This is a genomic window from Gordonia sp. DT219 (genome assembly GCF_049847065.1).
Lineage (GTDB): Bacteria > Actinomycetota > Actinomycetes > Mycobacteriales > Mycobacteriaceae > Gordonia.
In genome coordinates, this window is sequence record NZ_JBNCNR010000032.1 from 16,831 (window position 1) to 36,067 (window position 19,237).

Annotated in this window: 13 protein-coding genes and 2 pseudogenes; 4 read left to right on the forward strand and 11 right to left on the reverse strand. The window is 66.3% G+C overall.

Features of this window, described 5'->3' with window-relative positions; genetic code table 11:
- Positions 1-25: 25 nt before the first annotated feature.
- The 7 genes from gdhA to ACPXB3_RS20855 all read right to left on the reverse strand — a co-directional run bounded on the left by gdhA (position 26) and on the right by ACPXB3_RS20855 (position 10,393).
- The gene (gene gdhA, locus ACPXB3_RS20825) at positions 26-1,357 is read right to left on the reverse strand and encodes an NADP-specific glutamate dehydrogenase (RefSeq protein WP_425702918.1); all 1,332 of its coding nucleotides are present in this window, start codon (positions 1,355-1,357) and stop codon (positions 26-28) included.
- Positions 1,358-1,514: 157 nt separating this feature from the next.
- Complete coding sequence (locus tag ACPXB3_RS20830; RefSeq protein ID WP_425702505.1) at positions 1,515-1,898, reverse strand: DUF2255 family protein; 384 nt, start codon at positions 1,896-1,898, stop codon at positions 1,515-1,517.
- Positions 1,899-1,953: 55 nt separating this feature from the next.
- On the reverse strand, positions 1,954-2,466 hold the full coding sequence (locus tag ACPXB3_RS20835; protein ID WP_425702504.1) for a hypothetical protein: 513 nt from the start codon (positions 2,464-2,466) through the stop codon (positions 1,954-1,956).
- Between the two features lie 200 nt (positions 2,467-2,666).
- A complete protein-coding gene (locus tag ACPXB3_RS20840; RefSeq protein ID WP_425702502.1) occupies positions 2,667-8,156 on the reverse strand; it encodes a carboxyl transferase domain-containing protein in 5,490 nt (1,829 codons plus the stop codon).
- A gap of 244 nt (positions 8,157-8,400) precedes the next feature.
- On the reverse strand, positions 8,401-8,952 hold the full coding sequence (locus ACPXB3_RS20845) for a YceI family protein (RefSeq protein WP_425702501.1): 552 nt from the start codon (positions 8,950-8,952) through the stop codon (positions 8,401-8,403).
- Between the two features lie 57 nt (positions 8,953-9,009).
- Positions 9,010-9,954 (reverse strand): arsenic resistance protein, encoded by a 945-nt coding sequence (locus ACPXB3_RS20850; protein ID WP_425702916.1) that lies wholly within the window; start codon positions 9,952-9,954, stop codon positions 9,010-9,012.
- Positions 9,955-10,036: 82 nt separating this feature from the next.
- On the reverse strand, positions 10,037-10,393 hold the full coding sequence (locus ACPXB3_RS20855) for an ArsR/SmtB family transcription factor (RefSeq protein ID WP_425702500.1): 357 nt from the start codon (positions 10,391-10,393) through the stop codon (positions 10,037-10,039).
- Positions 10,394-10,505: 112 nt separating this feature from the next.
- Between ACPXB3_RS20855 and ACPXB3_RS20860 the strand changes: the two genes are divergently transcribed.
- Positions 10,506-12,428: a heavy metal translocating P-type ATPase gene (locus tag ACPXB3_RS20860; protein ID WP_425729389.1), complete on the forward strand. Its 1,923-nt coding sequence runs from the start codon at positions 10,506-10,508 to the stop codon at positions 12,426-12,428.
- Here ACPXB3_RS20860 and ACPXB3_RS20865 read toward each other — a convergent pair.
- Complete coding sequence (locus ACPXB3_RS20865) at positions 12,397-12,843, reverse strand: PPOX class F420-dependent oxidoreductase (RefSeq protein ID WP_425702498.1); 447 nt, start codon at positions 12,841-12,843, stop codon at positions 12,397-12,399. The two genes, ACPXB3_RS20860 and ACPXB3_RS20865, sit on opposite strands and share 32 nt — an antisense overlap.
- Before the next feature lie 270 nt (positions 12,844-13,113).
- The gene (locus ACPXB3_RS20870; RefSeq protein WP_425729391.1) at positions 13,114-14,001 is read right to left on the reverse strand and encodes a hypothetical protein; all 888 of its coding nucleotides are present in this window, start codon (positions 13,999-14,001) and stop codon (positions 13,114-13,116) included.
- 223 nt (positions 14,002-14,224) lie between these two features.
- Here ACPXB3_RS20870 and ACPXB3_RS20875 point away from each other — a divergent pair, with 223 nt between their 5' ends.
- Entirely contained in the window at positions 14,225-14,668 is a 444-nt protein-coding gene (locus ACPXB3_RS20875) for a Fur family transcriptional regulator (protein ID WP_425702496.1), read from the forward strand.
- Between the two features lie 36 nt (positions 14,669-14,704).
- On the forward strand, positions 14,705-16,936 hold the full coding sequence (gene katG, locus ACPXB3_RS20880) for a catalase/peroxidase HPI (RefSeq protein WP_425729393.1): 2,232 nt from the start codon (positions 14,705-14,707) through the stop codon (positions 16,934-16,936).
- Between the two features lie 61 nt (positions 16,937-16,997).
- On the opposite strand, the gene ACPXB3_RS20885 is transcribed toward katG, so the two are convergent.
- Both ACPXB3_RS20885 and ACPXB3_RS20890 read right to left on the reverse strand, forming a co-directional pair.
- Positions 16,998-17,501, reverse strand: coding sequence for an FBP domain-containing protein (locus tag ACPXB3_RS20885; protein WP_425729395.1), 504 nt, complete (start codon positions 17,499-17,501; stop codon positions 16,998-17,000).
- A 479-nt stretch (positions 17,502-17,980) separates the two neighbouring features.
- Positions 17,981-18,139, reverse strand: a pseudogene (locus tag ACPXB3_RS20890) (SDR family oxidoreductase); the annotation flags it as partial.
- Here ACPXB3_RS20890 and ACPXB3_RS20895 point away from each other — a divergent pair.
- Positions 18,082-19,085, forward strand: a pseudogene (locus ACPXB3_RS20895) (diacylglycerol kinase). The pseudogenes ACPXB3_RS20890 and ACPXB3_RS20895 overlap by 58 nt on opposite strands.
- Positions 19,086-19,237: the final 152 nt, after the last annotated feature.

Here is a 19,237-nt window from a genome sequence, read left to right on the forward strand (position 1 = left end):
GTTCACTGCCTTCCGGCCGGGGTGGTCAGATCACGCCGAGCGCCAGCATCGCATCGGCGACATGGGTGAATCCGGCGATGTTGGCGCCGAGCACGTAGTCGCCGGGCACGCCGTATTCCTCGGCAGTGTGCAGGCACGTCTGATGGATACCGCTCATGATCTCGGCCAGTCGTACTTCGGTGTGTTCGAACGTCCACGAGTCGCGTGATGCGTTCTGCTGCATCTCCAACGCGCTGGTGGCCACACCACCCGCATTGGCCGCCTTTCCCGGGGCGAACTGCACGCCGGACTTGCCGAAGACCTTGATCGCCTCCGGAGTGGTGGGCATGTTGGCGCCCTCGGCGACGACGCGGCACCCGTTGGCGACGAGCGTCTCGGCGTCGGCGGCGTCGAGTTCGTTCTGCGTCGCACATGGAATGGCGATGTCGGTGGGCACGTCCCAGATCGACCCGCCGGTCACCATGCGCGCCGTGCCGCCGCGACGCTCGGCATAGTCGGCGATCCGGCCGCGGCGGACGTTTTTGACCTCTTTGAGGAGATCGAGGTCGATCCCGTCCTCGTCGACGACGTAGCCGTCCGAGTCCGAGCAGGCCACGACGCGGCCGCCGAGCTGTTGCACCTTTTCGATGGCATACAACGCCACATTCCCCGAGCCCGACACCACCACACGTCGACCCTCGACATCCTCACCACAAGCGGCGAGCATCTCGCGGACGAAGAAGACGACGCCGTAGCCGGTCGCCTCGGTGCGAACCTGCGACCCGCCCCACGTCAGCCCTTTTCCGGTGAGTACACCGGACTCGTATCGGTTGGTGATGCGCTTGTATTGTCCGAAGAGATACCCGATTTCACGCCCGCCGACCCCGATGTCGCCGGCCGGAACGTCGGTGTATTCACCGATGTGGCGGTAGAGCTCGGTCATGAACGACTGGCAGAATCGCATCACCTCACCGTCCGAGCGTCCCTTCGGATCGAAATCCGAGCCGCCCTTGCCGCCGCCGATCGGCAGCCCGGTCAGCGCATTCTTGAAGATCTGCTCGAACCCGAGGAACTTCACCACTCCGAGGTAGACGCTCGGATGGAATCGCAGCCCACCCTTGAACGGTCCGAGGGCGGAATTGAACTCGACGCGAAATCCGCGATTGATCCGGACCCGGCCCGCATCGTCGACCCACGGGACCCGGAAGATGATCTGACGTTCCGGTTCACACAGGCGCTCGATGATCCCGGCGTCGGCGTAGTGCGGATGCTTGGCGAGGACGGGTCCGAGGCTGTCGAACACCTCACGTACCGCCTGGTGGAACTCGGCTTCGCCGGGATTGCGTGCCACCACCTCGTCGAAGAGGTCCTGCACCATTCCATCGAGAATTGCCACCACAGCACACCTTCCAACCCAACGTCACCTGTCTCGAAGCGATCCGGCCGCACACCTGCCGGTCACCCCTCGCCGAGCCTAGCGGTCGCCGGAGATAGCGCACATACCGGACAGCAGGACGACGGTTCGCCGCAGCGCCTCAGGCCGGGGTCAGTCGAAGAGTGGTGGCGGCGGCGTCATCGGAGGCCATCTGCCCGGCGCTGCCCGAGCCGTATCGCCCGTATTTCGCCCCATACGCCGCGTCCACCTCTGCGCGCACCGCGGGGTCGTCCGCGACATCGTCCACGAGCGTGTCGAACCCGTTGCCGTCCACGATGATTCGCGCCTGCTTCGAACTCACCGCCCGGCCGAACCACCCACTCGTGCGTCGATACCACGTACGTACGTACACCGCATCGCCCGAGCACACGGCCCAGATCGGCACGGCATCGGGCAATGTGCCGTCCCCCCGCGGTGCCGTGATCCGGATCTCCTCCGACGATTCGATCGTGTCCAGCGTCGCCTTCGACCATCCTGTGCCCATCCCACGACGCTACGCGGCCTGACGACCGCGTCGACCGTCCACCACTGGCGCGAGGTCAACCTCCGATCGCACTCCATGGGGCGTAGGCCCAGCCGACCAGATGCCATGACCCCAAGTTGGCGCTCGGCAGGATCTGGATGTCGGTGCCATCACCCCAGCCGGCCGCGAACCCCTGCACGCCGCCACTCAGGTAGTGCCCCTCGCCCATGGAGATGTCGACGTGGCCACCATCCTCGCCCTCGGAGAAGACCAGGGCCCCCGGCGGCGCGGGCAACGCCCTGTGACCCTGCCCGTGAGCCGCGAGCTGATCGTAGAAGGCGATCGCGCCGTCGTGCGGGATGCCGTTGGCAGTGGTCCGCCCGTAGGCGGCGTCGACGAAGTCCTCGCACCCGTATTCACCGAAGTCATCGGTGTGCAACATCGTCGATCCGCGGGCGATCGCGATTCCGCCGTTGCCGACGTCGACCGCCTCCGACACCGTCCCTGCGGGCGTGACCGCAGCGGCGGTACCCGCCATCACACACGTGAGCACGGCGACGGATCCGACGGTGACCAGTAGTCGTTTCATGACTTCCTCGATGTGGACGATCAATCCACATCGACACTGCCACAACAATTGTCGACTCAAGGATGCTGACAAGACACCCACAGGACACCCGTAGAACACCCAAAGCCGGTCAACCGGACAAGACGCCCCGCCCTCACCGTGATCGATGAGGGCGGCCACGTACTCTCGTCAAGCCACCGTCCGGCCGGAGCCGGTCGGTGTCAGGAGGTGACCATCCGAGCCCCGTCACCCGACCACACGGGATTGCTCTCGATGGCCGCGATGATGCGCGGCCGCAGTTCGGCGGCATCGATCACCGCGTCGACCGAGCCGACCTCGACGGCCCGGCGGATACTGTGCACCGCATCGAATTCGGCAGCGATCTCGCTGATCTTCTCGGCACGGACCGACTGGCGGACCTCGGCAAGCTCGGCGTTGAGCGCGGGACGATCGGCTCCCGTTGCCGGAGTCAGTCGCGCCTCGACCTCGCGGACCCGTGGGTCGGCGGCCGTCCGCTTGCCCACCTCACCGGCGAAGACCACCGCGGCAGCGGGCGCGCCGCCGAGAACCGACGCGAACGATCCGTCGATGGCGAGCACGGTCATATTGGGATTCAATGCCTTCGAGAACACCACGAATGCGCCGCCGTGGTAGCGCGAGATGACGCAGAAGACGATCGGGCCGCGGAAATTGACGATCGCGCGGCCGATCTCGGCACCGTACTCCAACTGGAGCTTACGCATCGACTCGGGCGAGCCGTCGAAGCCGGAGAGATTGGCCAACACCACCAGCGGCCGGTTACCGCTGGCCACATTGATCGCCCGGGCTGCCTTCTTCGACGACTGCGGGAACAGCGTGCCCGCGGTGTAGGTATCGGGACCGTCGGTCGGCTTGTAACCACGGCGCGTCACCTCCCGGGACTCGATTCCCAACAGACATACCGGGATTCCACCGAGGTGGACATCGCAGACGACGGTGGTCTCGGCGTCGGCCATCCCGGCCCAGCGTTCGAGAACCGCATGGTCCTGGTCGGCTACGGCCCGCATGACGGTCCGAATATCGAAGGGCTTCTTACGATCCGGATTGCTCTCGACAGAGAAGATCTGACCGACGGTGGTGAAATCGCTGCCCGCCAACACATGTGGGTAATCCGAGACGTCGCGGGAGACCGGGTCACTCGAGTCGGCCCGACGCGGGGTCTGCTCCCCCGGCACGATGTAGGTGTGATCGTAGTGCGACATCAGCACATCACGGGCGGAGACGAGGTTCGGCGCCCAGTACTGCGCCTGCCCGTTGGGGCCCATCACCCGGTCATACCCGCCGATACCGAAGTTGTCCTCGGCCGACACACCACCGGAGAAGTCCAAGGACTGTTTGCCGGTGAGGACCATCGCCGAATCGGGAGTCATCACGAGAATGCCCTTGGTGTGCATGAGCATTGTCGACTCGGCGTTCCAGTATGGTTGCGCGCCGACGTTGATTCCGGCGACCACGATGTTGATCTCACCACCGGCCTGGGTGAACTCGACGACCCGCTTGAGGGCGCGGGCCACCCAATCCATGTTCTCGGTACCCGAGTCCATGGAGATCCGGGCGCCCGAGGACAGCGCGTACCACTCCACCGGCACCTGCATCGACTCCGCCAGGTCCAGGGCCGCGATGACGCGGGCGCATTCTGGCTCCGACAGTGCCCCAAGTGATTTCGTCGGGTCACCTAGCAGGACGACACGGGTGACACCCTGCGGGTGTTTTTCGGTCGGCGTGGTGATCACGCCGGCGACGATCGCTGCCGAATTGTGGCCCTTCGGGCGGTCGACCGGGATGAGTCGTTGTTCGTCGTCGAGGTCGTATTCGGCGAACGAACCGAGCAGTCCGACCAATTCGTACGGATAGACGGTGTTGCGGCGGGCCGCGCGCAGCACCTTCTGGCGGAACTCGTCGACCGGTTCGACCGGATCATCGGACGGTTCACCCACGATGACGTCGTATCCGCCTGCCGCATTGACCACGAAACGTACCGCGACCTTGGTCAGGTCGCCGGTGTCGCGGTCGCGCTGCCGTGCGATGAGCAGCACCTCTTCCAGACCGACGCCGGCGGCGGTGCCGCGGATGCGTTCGGCGATGGCTTGCAGGTTGTCTTGAGAACCGTCGATGGGCGGCCACACGTACATGACGATGCGGTTGGTGGTCGAGGTCAGACCCGACCGACGCTGTGCGCGGCGAATCGAGTCGACACACGAGGACAGAATGCTTTCCGCTCGGGGCAGGGTCAGCAACCGTCCGTCGTTCTCGCGCAATGCGGTGAGATCACGCACCTGCGCGAAGGCGATCAGCCGTTCGTCGGCGGCATTCTCCTTGGCCACACAGTGGAACAGGTACACCTCTTCGTCGTCGGCCGACGGCAGACGGGTGAGGTCGAATTTGCGTAGCCGCTGCATCTGCATCCGCTGGGCGATGTAGGGATGCAGGCCTCGGATCAGACGTTCCTCGGCCATCCCGGTCGACGAGGGACGGAAGGTGAAGTGGTGGTGCATGAGTGCTTCGTTGCTGCCGGCCACCGCGATGGTCAGCCGGTGCACCTGCTGAGGCAACGATGCCGTGGCGATGTGCTCGTCGAGCGCGTCGGCCATCGCATCGAAGTCGTGCGGCTGTTCCTCCCAGCTGAGGTAGATGTCGGCGTCGACCGAGGCCACTCCCCGCGACAATTCGGCGAGCCCACCGAGTACCGAATCGAGTTCGTCGAATCGCACGGCCGCCGAAACCAGGCTGACGCCGCCACGTTCGGCGATGACGAAGCTTGCGCCACCGAACTCCTGCACCCGGACCTCACGTAAACCCTTGTTGCCGTAATACCGGCGGGTGAGCACCTCGAGCATGACGGTGTTGTCGGCGATCCCGCGCACCATCCGCTGACCGAGCAGCCGAACCAGTGGCTCGGTGGAACGCACCATGTCGGCGATGTGCTCGTCACGGTCGGCGGCCTGGGGGTTGGCGTCGAGGTATCGCAGATGCTCGCGCAGCTCGTTGTAGATGCGGGCGCGGTTGCGCCGCAGCAACGGCAGCCCGTACCAGGAGTAGACGACACCACGGGCCAGATCGGCGATCGCGGGGAAACGGAGTTGCGCCGCGGAGATGAGCTTGTCGAGTGCGATCCCGACGCGCTCGGCCAATTCCTCGCGTGGGGTCGGCTCGCCGAGCCATTCCCGGAGCAGGGTGGAGAGGGAGGCGACGGAGTCGGACGGATTCTGCAACGCCAGGAAGATCCGGAAGACCGCAGCCTCGAGTTCGGGTGTCCGTTCGAGATCGGTGACCCCGTAGTGGGCGAGTGCGCGGCTCAGCTGGTCGTGAAAGGACTGCGGCAGGCCGTCGCGTTCGACGTCGAGACTCTGCAGGTAGGTGTGGAAGTTCTCGCGTGCGCTGTGGGTGTGCTCGACTCCCATCTGGTCCTCGGACGGACGGTTCTGGCTGAGCTCGGCGAGATCGGCGAACACGGAGATCAATTCGAGTTCATCCGAGAGCGGACGGCGCCCGGACTCGATCACCGCGCGGCGCACGGCGAGATAGTCGTCGAGCAGTCGCGAACTGTCCTGCGGATCGACGTCATAGCCGAGCAACTGGCTGCGCAAGTCCTCCAGAGTCCGGGTGGATCGCTCGTGCGGTGCGACATCGGTCGGCGCCGAGGGCAACTCGAGCTCGACACCGGCGATTCCCGCCTCGTCGACCGTGTCGTCGTCATCGGCAAGCGGTTCGAGCCGCATCAGCGCCGCACCCGTCTCCACCTGGGTGCCGACCGACACCACACACTCCTTGAGGCGAGAGCGAACCGGCGCGCGAAGCACCGTCTCCATCTTCATGCTCTCCAGCACGAGCACCGGGCCACCGGCCTCGACCTCGTCGCCGACCTCCAGCGGGGTGGCCACCACCAGCGCCGGGGCCGGCGAGCGGACCACGCCGCCCTCGTCGCGACTGACGCGGTGGGTCACGCCATCGACGTCCACGAGGTGTACCGGCCCGTGGGTGTCGGTGATCAGGCGATAGCGAACGTGATTGATGACGAGCTGCGCGGCGTGCTCGTCGAAACGTTCGAGGTCGACATCGGCACGGTAGGTCTGTTCCCCGGAGTCGATGGCGACGCGGAACCGATGGGCTCCGATTCGCGCGACCCGCACCCGGTAGGTCGCTCCGCGGAGTTTCAGTTCGAGGGGCCGCCCACTGTCATGGTGGACTTGTGGACGCCCGCCCGACGCCATCGACAGCAGACGCTGCCGCTCGACGAGTTCTTCTTCCTCGTAGGCGTCGATGGCGGCCGCGGCGAGCGCGATCGCCGAGTGCTGATGAGCGACCAGCTTGCCCTCGGCCCGCACCCGGTCGATCCAGCCGGTGTCGGCGCTGCCGTCGATCACCTCTGGCTGGTTGAGCAGTTCGAGGACGAAGCTCTTGTTGGTCGCACCGCCCTCGATGATGACCCGGGTCTGCGCCATGGCGCGCCGCAGACGTCCCAGGGCCTCGTCGCGGTCGCGGCCGTAGGCGATGATCTTGGCGATCATCGAGTCGAAGTCGGCGGGGATCGTGTCACCCTCGCTGACGCCGGTGTCGACGCGGATACCCGGTCCGGCAGGCAGTTCCAAACGGGCGATCCGTCCAGGGGCCGGCGCGAAGTCACGGTCGGGATCCTCGGCGTTGAGACGCGCCTCGATGGCATGCCCGCGTTCGGCCGGCGCCTGCCCCTCGAGGCGGTTGCCCGAGGCCACGTGCAACTGTGCCCGCACCAGGTCGACGCCGGTGGTGATCTCGGTGATCGGGTGCTCGACCTGCAGGCGGGTGTTGACCTCGAGGAAGGCGAACAGTTGCTCGCCGGGGTGGTAGAGGAATTCGACGGTCGCCGCGCCGCAGTAGTCCACAGCGATCGCGAGCCGCTCGGCCGACGACTTGAGGTCGGCGACCTGTGCCGCCGACAGCACCGGCGACGCCGATTCCTCGATGATCTTCTGGTTGCGCCGCTGCACCGAGCAGTCGCGCACCCCCAGCGCCCAGGCCGTGCCCTGTCCGTCGGCGATGACCTGGACCTCGACGTGCCGGGCTCCGGTGACGAGGCGTTCGAGGAATACCACACCGCTACCGAAGGCCCTCGCCGCCTCGTCGCAGGTCCGCTCGTAAGCGTCGCGCAGATCGTCGTCGTTGGTGACGACGCGAATCCCACGTCCCCCGCCGCCTGCGGTGGCCTTGAGCATGAGCGGATAGCCGATGCCGGCCGCCGCGGTCACGGCGTCTTCCACGCTGTCGACGGGTCCGCGGCTCCATGGCGCCACCGGTACACCGACTTCCTCGGCGATGAGCTTGGCGCCGATCTTGTCACCGAGCTTGCGCATGGCTTCTGCGGACGGACCGATGAAGGTCACACCGATGCGCTCGCACAGCTCGGCGAACAGCGGGTCTTCGGCGACGAATCCCCACCCGACCCAGGCCGCGTCGGCACCGGACTCCAGCAAGGCCCGTTCGAGCACCTTCAGGTTCAGGTAGGGCCGCTCGGCCGCGGGCCCGAGGTCGTAGGCGATGTCGGCCTCACGGACGAACGTCGCGTTGCGGTCCACATCGGTGTGCAGCGCGACGACCTCGATCGACTGGCCGGTCTCGGCGCACAGCCCCCGTACGGCGTGGATGAGACGGACCGCCGCCTCACCTCGGTTCACGATGGCAATGCGAGCGAACACTACCGACTCCTCATCTGTTGACACGACATCTGTTGACACGACAACGATTGTCCACGCTGCGAGCGCGCAATGGCCACGATCGTCGCCACCCGACAGGTCGAGGTGGTTCCGGCGGGCGCCCAGCGAAGGCGCCGACAACCGATCGGGATGATTCTGACGAATGATTCGCCTACGCGCGAGTACGGCTTCGACACGCCGAGCCGCCGACCCCCCTCGGTCGCTGCTCGACGACTGCCGACTGGCGTCATCCGTCTCGGGTCGGCGAGATCTCGATGCCCAACCGCACCTCGTCGGCGACCTTGAGTGCACCCATCATCAACGAATACGGTTTGATGCCGAAATCGCTCTGGCTCAGTGTGGTCTCGGTGCAGATCCGCCATCGGCCCGGCGAGCCGTCCACCGCCAGGTCCAACGCACATTCGCGGCGCCGGCCGTGGATGGTCACCGTGCCGTCGACGCGATATCCGCCGTCAGATCTCGTGATCGAACCCGACTCGTAGGTGATCTCACGAAACTTGTCGGCCTTGAGCGATTTCAGCGCATTGGCTCGGGCAACGGATCGTTCCGGTCCGGACATCGGGGTCACGCCGCCCGCACCGGCGCGGACCTGCAGCGAATCCACGGCGATCGAGGCCGACACCGTCGCCGGTTCCTCGCCGGCCCAGGTCACCTGCGCCGACCATTGCGTCATCTCGATGGTCAGTCGGTGGCCGGTGCGCGCGGCCGGACCGGTCACGTCGGTGTACACCGTCACCGAGCCGTCGGTTGCGCCGAGTTGCCACGTCGTCTCACTCATGACCGCGACTGTAGAACGTCCGACGCCCCACCGGCGCATTCGCGGCCACGTGCCCCGTCATCTGCGTGCCGGTGCGAGCAGCGGTATCAGGCGCACGTAGGTCACCATCCCGATCACCTCGACGAGCGTCTGGGCGACCACGGCGACGGCGGCGACCTCGAAGCCGGGCGGCAGGGCCAGCGCCAACGGCAGCACGACCAGCGAGTTACGGGTGGCACCGCTGAACGCCGTCGCGCGCACCGATGACACCGACAGCCCGAACAACCGGCCGATCACCACTCCGGCCGGCGCCATCACCACGAGAAACACCACGTAGAACCCGATCGCACGGAGCACTTGCGACACTGCATCACCGATCGCCGAAATCTCGCTCGCGACGACGACGGCGAGCACGATCATCATCAGCGGCACCATCGCATTCGACACCCCGGCCGAGAATTGCTGTCCGGATCGGTGTCTGCCCGACCACCATTGCGTGCCCCAGGCCGCGGCGAGCGGGATCGCGATCAGCGCGACGACGGCTTCGAGGAAGGGGCCGGCGTCGATGACGGCCGCGAGGTCGGCGCCGAGGAAGGCCGTCAGCAGCAGCGGCAACACCGCCATCTGCACGATGAGAAGTACCGGCGTCGAGGCGAGCAGACGCACGTTGTCCCCGCCGGCGAGCCCGGTGAACACGATGACGTAGTCGACGCACGGACACAACAACACGAGCAGCATCCCGAAGCGCAGCGCCTGATCGTCGGGCATGAACGCATACATCGCCGCGACGACGAGCGGCACGACGGCAAAGTTGACGACCAGAACCGCACCGAGGAACCGGACGTCACGCAGCGCCGAGACCAACGACCTTGCCGGCACCTGCAAGAAGGTGACATAGAGCAGAGCAGCCAACGCCGGGGTGATCACATTCGACAGGACCGTGCCCGCGGACGGTACGCCGAACCCGAGCAGTGCACCCACGAGAATCGCGCTCAGGTAGCAGACGACCTGGTGCCGTTCCATGGTGGCGACAGCACCGGCCACCCGCTCTCTCCTCTTGTTCGGTCCGTCGACCCCCGCGCCCGGGCACCCCCCACCGTCACGATTACGCGAGGTCGCGCCCGCGATCACCGAGCCGCAGATGCTCGATGTGATAGACGGCCTCGTCGAGCAGCGCCGCGACGTGCGAATCATAAAGGCTGTAGACGACGCTGCGCCCTTGCCGTTCCCCCACGACCAGGCCGAGGGCACGCAGCAGACGCAATTGATGGGATACGGCGGGTTGTTCCATATTGACGGCGTCGGCGAGTTCGGTCACCGCACATGGCCCCTTGCGCAGCCGGGTCAGAATCATCAATCGGTTGGGAGATGCCAACGCCTGCAGGGTTTCTGCAACCGTTGCCGCTGCCGCCGCGTCGAGCTCGGCGGCCGGGGTCGTTCGACCCTGCACTCCGTGACCCATGCGGTTATTCAACCACACGGTGTTATATGTACACATTTACATGTGTATGGTTTTACATATGGCTGTAACACGGTCCTCCCGCGCTCAGACTCGGATCCCCACACTTCGTTGGATGTCTCTCGCATGGTCGGTGGCATCGGCGCGATGGGCGCTGATCGCCACAGGGCTGTTTGTGGTCGGGCTGTGCGTGCAACTGTTGGATGGTCCGACTTGGCTGATGTGGGCGGTGTATCTCGCCTGCTATCTGACCGGCGGCTGGGAGCCGACACTCGCCGGCCTGCGGGCGTTACGCGCGCGGCAACTCGACGTCGACCTGCTGATGATCGTCGCCGCACTCGGCGCGGCGGCCATCGGACAGATTCTCGACGGCGCGTTGCTCATCGTCATCTTCGCGACCTCGGGAGCACTGGAAGATCTCGCGACCCGTCGGACCGAGGAGTCGATACTCGGACTGCTCGAGCTGGCCCCCGAGCACGCGTCACTCATCGCCGACGACGGAACCCAGACGGTCGTCGGATCCGCCGAACTCGTGCCGGGTGATCTGGTTGCGATTCGACCGGGCGAGCACATCCCGGCCGACGGAATCGTCGTCGATGGACGTAGTGACGTCGATCAGTCATCGATCACCGGCGAGCCGTTGCCTGCGGCGAAACGTCACGGCGACAAGGTCTTCGCGGGTACGGTCAACCGAACGGGCACGATGTGCGTGCGAGTCGACACCGCACCCGGAAACACCGTCGTGGCGCGCATCGTGGCCATGGTCGACGAGGCATCCACCACCAAGGCCACCGCGCAGTTGTTCATCGAGAAGGTCGAACACGTCTACTCGATGGTGGTCGTCGCCACCACCATCGTCTTGTTCGTCCTTCCCGTGGTGTTCGGTGCTGATCTGCAGTCCGCATTGCTACGGGCGATGACGTTCATGATCGTGGCCTCACCATGCGCGGTCGTCCTGGCCACCATGCCGCCACTCCTCTCGGCGATCGCCACCGCAGGCCGGCACGGGGTGCTCGTGAAATCGGCTGTGGCCATGGAGAAGATGGCCGATATCAGTCAGGTGGCGATCGACAAGACCGGCACCCTCACCACCGGCGCACCGTCGGTCACCGCCATCACACCTCTGGACACAACGAACCCGGTGACCGGTCCTGAGCTCCTTGCGACCGCCGCATCGGTCGAGCAATACAGTGAACATCCGCTGGGAAAGGCCATCGTGGCCGCGGCCCGCCATTCGGGGCGCCCACTGCAGCGTGCGACGCGGTTCGACGCGATTCCCGGTCACGGTGTGCGGGCGTGCGTCGCCGGCCGGTCGGTGGAGGTGGTCAACGCCTCGGCGATGTCAGGCGAGGCCGGCGCACAGACAGTCGTCGAGACCATCGCGGCCACCGCAACCGCCGTCGTAGTGGTCGTCGACGGCGTCGCGATGGGAGTCATCGAACTCCACGATCAGCAACGCCCGGATGCGGCCACCGCGGTCGACGGGATACGTCATGTCACCGGGGTCGGACCGGTCCTGCTTACCGGAGACAACGCCGCCGCGGCCGCAGACATCGCGCGCCGCGTCGGGATCGACGATGTTCGGGCCGGCCTGCTGCCCGCCGACAAGGTCGCCGAAGTCGCCGCACTGCGCAGACGTGGACACCGGGTGGCGGTGGTGGGTGATGGCATCAACGACGCACCGGCACTGGCCGCTGCCGATGTCGGCATCGCGATGGGCGGCATCGGCTCCGACCTGACCCTCGACACCGCCGACCTCGTCATCGTCGGCGACGACCTCGCCACCGTGCCCGCGGTCCTGCGGCTCGCCGCGCGCGCCCGCCGCATCGTCATGGCCAATCTCGTCATCGCCGCGACATTCATCGCGGTACTCGTCGCGTGGGACCTCATCGGCCATCTACCCCTGCCGTTGGGGGTGGCCGGGCATGAGGGCTCGACGATCCTGGTGGCGCTCAACGGGTTACGGCTACTGTCGGATCGGGCGTGGGCGACCGGGTTCCGGGCGGTCAGCGCAGTTTCTCGCCGTACACCCGCGTGATTCGCAAGGCCATCAGGACGCGTCGGTCGGCGACCATCACCTGGCGGTACTCCGCCCAGTCGGGGTGCTCACCGGCGCCCCGCCGGTAGTACTCGACGAGCGCGTCCACCTCGGGACCATCCGGATCGGTCCCGGGCCCGGTCAGCGTGACGGTGCCCTCGGCAGTGGCCCACGTGTACTTGTCGGCGCTGGTGAACTCGATGGCGGCCCGCGGATCCCGGCGCAGGTTGGCCGTCTTGGCGCGGCCCTCGGTCATCGACACATAGATGACGTCTTCTGGGCGGTCGTAGACCACCGTCACCGGCGACAGTTGCGGCAGACCGTTGGATTTGATGGTCGCGAGAACCCCGATCGAGGTCTCGGCTATCAACGAGCGCGGATCGAATGGGTCAGGGGCAGGCACGGTTCCGGTCATGCCCGAGCCAACCATCACGCGCGCCGCCTCTATTCCCAGTCCGGAGCCGATATGGTCCGGGCGGGTCGGAGGGCCCACGTAGTGTCGGCGTCGACTCGAACGACGCGCAAGCGCAGTGCCTGAGCAGTCGGAAGCTGAACCTGCAGAGAGAAGAGGCGGACGGTGCACCGGATCGTGGAACGGATGATCCCGGATGACCGAGGGCGCCCACCAACCGGCGACAGCCCTGTCGACTCGGAGGCGGTTCGGAGGCGATTCGGAGGCCACCGGTCACCGCTGGTCGCGGGGCTGAGCATGCCCGGCCCGCAGCTTTTCGGCCCGCAGCTTTTCCACCGCCGCCGACGACGACTCCAACGATGTTGCGGTGGTAGCACTTTCCGAGTCGGCAGCCGTCGCTCGGCGGCGGGCGAAGCCCAGTTCGTGTTCGACGCGCCCGAGTTCGTCGCGTAGCCTCTGCGCCTGGGCGGCGAGCGTGTCGACAGCGCGTGCGGCGTCGGCGGCCCGGGTCCGTGCGTCATCGGCGGCTCGTCGCGCGTCTGCCTCGTGCTGCTCGGCCCGCCGTAGCTCTTGCTCCGCACGTTCGCGTCGCGCCTCGTGGTCGGTCGCCTCCGCGTCGGCGTCCCCGGTATCGGTCGCAGCGACCGGCTCGGGGACCGCAAACATGCCGGCCGGTCCGAATCCGGTGTATTCGGCGGCGGTCACCATCCGCCCACGGCGGAGGGTGTCGGCGGTCTCGTCGTCGGCCGCAGCCGCCCGTAGGGTGGACACGATGTCGCGTTCGGTGGCATCGGACAACGTCACGTCGAGGTGTGCGGCAAGGCGACCGATCTGGCCGGCCGCGTCGGCGATCACCCGCTGTCGCTGCCTCGACAATTCGCGTAACCGGTCGGCGGCCGCCCGACGTTGCGCCTCGCGAAGCGCCGCACCGAGTTCGGTGATGTCGTCTGCCCCATCGGGATGGCGACGGATCCACTGATTGAGTATCCATGCCGACTGGGTGGGACGTCGCAGCGTCGAGATCCGTTGTGCGAGCTCGCGGTCGCCCTCGCGCCGGGCGGTTCGTGCCACAGCATTACGTCGTGCGGTGAAGTCACCAGGCGGCAGACCGTACAGTTCGTCGGCGATCTCATCGAAATCCATGGTCGGCTCAGCAGACATGGTCACCGCCGGTGGTGTCGCACGAGCCTGCCGACCGATCGGGTCTCCGACGGGCCCCGCCGATCTCGATGACTCTCTGCCCAACGCAGCTCACGGTTCCACTCTCCCACGTCTGGCACACCGACCGGCGCAACGGTTCGTCGGCGTCGACGTGAACAACATTGCGCCCGTCGCACTTTGCCAAAGTTCTGAATGATTCCAGAAACCGGCGCATACTGTGCGCGTGACCCCGTCGTCGGACTACGCAGGCATCTTGCGTGGCGCCGAACTGCGCGTCACCCGACCCCGGCTGGCGGTACTGGAAGCTGTCCATAAATACCCGCACGCCGACACGGAATCGATCTTTCAGGCCGCTCGCGCGAGCCTGCCGGACGTCTCACTGCAAGCGGTCTACGACATCCTCACCGCGTTCACCGGCGTGGGGCTCGTCCGCCGTATCCAGCCGTCGGGTCACCTCGCTCGATACGAGGCACGTGTCGGCGACAACCACCATCACACGGTGTGCCGCCGATGCGGCACGATCGCCGACGTCGACTGCGCCACCGGGCAACGCCCATGCCTCACGGCATCTGACGACAACGGCTTCGTCCTCGACGAGGCCGAAGTCATCTACTGGGGCTTGTGCCCGGACTGCGCAACGCTGTCACACCCCGGGTCACAACCATGATCGCGGCCCCGATCACCTCCCATCGAAAGGAATGCCGTGTCCGACGAGAACACCGCAACCGAACATCCGCCCATCGGCGAGGCGCAGACCGAGCCGGGAGAGTCGGCAGGTTGTCCCCTGCACATCCGCCCGCCGGCCGCCGGTGGCGGCAACAACCAGTGGTGGCCGGACAAGCTGAATCTTCGGGTCCTGGCGCACAACCCAGATGTGATCCGGCCACGCGGCGGTGAGTTCGAATACGACGCTGCCCTCGCCGAACTCGATGTCGATGCCCTCGTCGGCGACCTCAAGACGGTCATGACCGACTCGAAGTCGTGGTGGCCTGCGGACTTCGGACATTACGGACCGTTCTTCGTCCGGATGTCCTGGCACGCCGCGGGTACCTACCGCGTCGAGGACGGGCGCGGCGGCGCGGGAACCGGCATGCAGCGCTTCGCCCCGCTCGACAGCTGGCCCGACAACGTCAGCCTGGACAAGGCCCGGCGCCTGCTCTGGCCGGTGAAGAAGAAGTACGGCAAGGCGCTCTCGTGGGCCGACCTGCTGGTGCTCGCCGGCAACGTCGCACTGGAGGACATGGGCTTACCGACCAAGGGCTTCGCGTTCGGCCGTCCCGACGAATGGGAGGCCGAAGAGGTCTACTGGGGAGCCGAGTCCACCTGGCTCGGCACCAATCTCCGCTACTCGGGCAGCCGCGACCTCGAACGCCCGCTCGGGGCCACCACCATGGGGCTCATTTATGTCAACCCCGAAGGCCCCGAAGGCAACCCGGACTTCCTGGCCGCCGCCGAGGATATTCGCGAGACCTTCGGCCGGATGGCCATGAACGACGTCGAGACCGCCGCACTCATCGTCGGCGGACACACCTTCGGCAAGACTCACGGCAACGGTGATGCCGAGCTGCTGGGACCCGAGCCCGAGGCCGCGCCGATCGAGCAGATGGGTCTGGGTTGGAAGAATCCCCAAGGCACCGGCGTCGGAAACGACACGATCACCAGCGGCCTGGAGGTCACCTGGACCCACACGCCGACCAAGTGGGACAACTCCTTCCTGGAAATCCTTTACGGCAACGAGTGGGAACTCACCACGAGCCCGGCCGGCGCCAACCAGTGGAAGCCCAAGGACGGCGGGTGGGCAAATTCGGTTCCGATGGCCCAGGGCAGCGGCAAGACGCACCCATCGATGCTGACCACCGACCTGAGTTTGCGGTTCGACCCGATCTACGGCGAGATCACCCGCCGCTGGCTCGATCATCCGCAGGAGCTGGCCGACGAGTTCGCCAAGGCGTGGTTCAAACTGCTCCATCGCGATATGGGACCGGCGATCCGCTACCGCGGTCCGCTGGTGCCCTCGGAGACCTATCTGTGGCAGGACAACGTACCCGCACCGCATGGGCCGACCATCTCCGACGCCGACGTCGACTCCTTGAAGTCATCGATTCTGGAATCGGGTCTGACGGTGGCGCAACTGGTTTCAATCGCCTGGAAGGCGGCGTCGTCATTCCGTGGCAGTGACTACCGCGGCGGCGCCAACGGCGGACGTCTCCGACTGCAGCCGCAGCTGGGGTGGGAGGCCAACGAACCCGACGAACTGGCGCCGGTCATCACCACGCTCGAGGGAATCGCAGATGCGTTCAACAACGAGTCCGGACCGGCGGTGACCTTTGCCGACCTGGTCGTACTCGCGGGCGTGGTCGGCGTCGAAAAGGCCGCGCGTGACGCCGGATTCGACGTCGCGGTGCCGTTCACCCCGGGCCGCACCGATGCCACTCAGGACGACACCGACCAGGAGTCGTTCACGTATCTGGAACCGAAGTATGACGGATTCCGTAACTATGAGGGCAAGGGCAACGAGCTGGCACCGGAGTACAACCTGATCGACAAGGCCAACCTGCTGACCTTGTCCGCTCCGGAGATGACGGTTCTTGTCGGCGGTCTGCGCGTCGTGGGCGCCACTCACCACGGCTCTGCGCTCGGCGTCCTGACCGATACGCCGGGACAACTCACGAACGACTTCTTCGTGAACATCTGCGACATGGATGTCGAGTGGTCTCCGTCGCCGGCCGACGACGGTACCTACGTCGCCGTCGACCGCGGAACCGGGAAGCAGAAGTGGACCGGCACCCGAGTGGATCTCGCTTTCGGAGCGAATTCGGATCTGCGGGCCCTGGCCGAGGTCTACGCCGAGGACACGTCGAAGCAGAAGTTCGTCGACGACTTCGTCGCCGCGTGGACCAAGGTGATGGAACTCGATCGCTTCGATCTGCACTGACAACTTCTCCACGGGCAGCAGGGCGCCGACGCGATTGCGCGTCGGCGCCCTGTCGCCGACGTCAGGCCTGCGCGCCGACCCGCGCGACGAATCGGGCGACCCGCTCACGAAGTTCCTGGATCCGGATACGACGTACGCGTTCCGGGTCGTCACCGGCCATCGCCGACGACGGCCGCCGACGGACATTGCGCGAGCATTCGAAGTCTGCGCAGATGAGACTGCCGATCGTGTCGCCCCGTCGGCCCGCGCTCCCGGCGCGGCGCGCGCCGAACAGGACTACCTCATTTGGTAGCGAGATGTCTTGGCACAGGGCACATTGGGGCCGGGTACGGGCGGGAACGGCGCCGGCCCGCAACATGATTCCGATCGGTGCTGCGCTCTGGGCGGCGAAGGGCACGGTGACGAGCAGTCCCGTGCCCGGCGACTTGGGGTCGCGCCAACCGAGATAGTCCAGCTGGTCCCAGTCGATCGCGTCGAGCTCCGACGGGACGGTGAGGGTTTTGCGTTCGCGTACGGAGGTGTTGATGAATGAGGCCCGGATCTCGGGTTCGGACAGCGCTTGCATGGTGAGTTCTCCTGATCTGATGCCCGCGTAGACCGCCGAGGAGTGTCCCCTCTCGCGCAGGCGCCCATCAACTCTCAGGGATGTCTGCCAAGGGAAACGTGTCCACGATCCGGTGTCCACACGGAACGCTGGGTGATGGCCGAGCCGCGCCGATGGCGACGACTCGACGCGCGAACGTCACATAAGGACGTTCGCGTCAGATCAGCAGGTTCATCTGCGGCCGGCGCGTACGCCGGCGGCCTCCCATCGGCTCACGGGACCAGTGTCGCCGGTTGCGGGCGGCACGTCAACGTGATTGGGAGGTGCGGGTGTGCGGGCGAGCACCAGCATCCGCTCCTCGACCGTGTCGACAGTGGCCGGGACCATGGTCACCGTCGCGGGGACGTGTGCGGCCGCGAGGGTGGCCTGGACTGCTGATTCCGGCCAGACTCAACGGAATCGGAAGTTGTTTGGAGGTCTGCTGCCCGGCGCCCGATTTCTCACTTATGCGGCACGTCGGCCGACAGTCCACCGTCCATCACGAATTCGGCACCGGTCGCGTAAGAGGATTCGTCGCTCGCGAGGAATACCACGAAGGTCGATACTTCCGCGGACTCGACTGCGCGGCCGAGCGGCACCTTCACCATGTCTTCCGGCAACCGATCCCCGGTTCGACCTCGTCGCCGTCTGCGTACATACACCCGAAAAGGTCGGCACCGATGCCGGATCGCTTGCCGGACTCGCGGCGACCACGGGTGTCCTCGCGACCGACGATCTCGCCGAACTCATCGCTGCCCAACCGCAGTGCGTCGTGTACTGCGCCATGGGAGACACCCGGCCCGTGGAAGCGACTGCGGATGTCGTCCGGCTACTCGCGGCGGGAATCAATGTGGTCGGCTCGACCCCCGGGCATCTGCAGTATCCCTGGGGCGCCATGCCACAGAATGCCATCGACAAGGTGCAGTCCGCGGCGCTCGACAACCAGGTGAGCATATTCATCACCGGCGTCGATCCAGGATTCGCCAGTGATCTCATCCCGCTTGCCTTTGCCGGGACGTGTCAGCGCGTCGAGCAGATCCGCTGCATGGAAATCGCCGACTACGCCACCTACGACGGCGCAGAGGTCATGTTCGACGTGATGGGTTTCGGAAAACCCATGAACGAGACCCCGATGTTGTTCCTGCCCGGAATTCTGGGCCTCGCCTGGGGCACCACCATTCACCAGGTGGCCGCCGCGATGGGCGTAACGGTGGACGAAATCGTCGAGAATCATGAAAGCGCGCCTGCACCAGACGGTTTCGAGGTCGCCGCTGGAACGATCGCCAGAGATACCCGTGCGGCGGTACGCTTCGAGATCATCGGCATGGTCGACGGTGAGCCGGCGATCGTGGTCGAACACGTCACGCGTTTGCGCGGCGACCTGCGCCCGGATTGGGCACCAGCCGCAAGGGCGACCACAATCACGCGGCGATCGTCGCCCCAGCCGGTCGAATAGTGAACGCAATTCCCGCCGTGGTTGCGGGCCCGCCGGGAATCCGTACCGCCCTTGACCTTCCACTCATCGCCGGACCCACGCTGACGCCGGTGCCGGGTCGGTGTGGCTAGGAGCGAGCGCAGCCTGCATACCGACCTCGGCGTTCTCGTCCGGAGCGAATCGCCGGCCGACGTGACTACTGTTCAGGATCTCCTGACGTTCTTGTGGGTGGTTTACAGCCACGGCAACTCTGGACAGGCGCCGCCGCGGGTGAGTTCGGCCA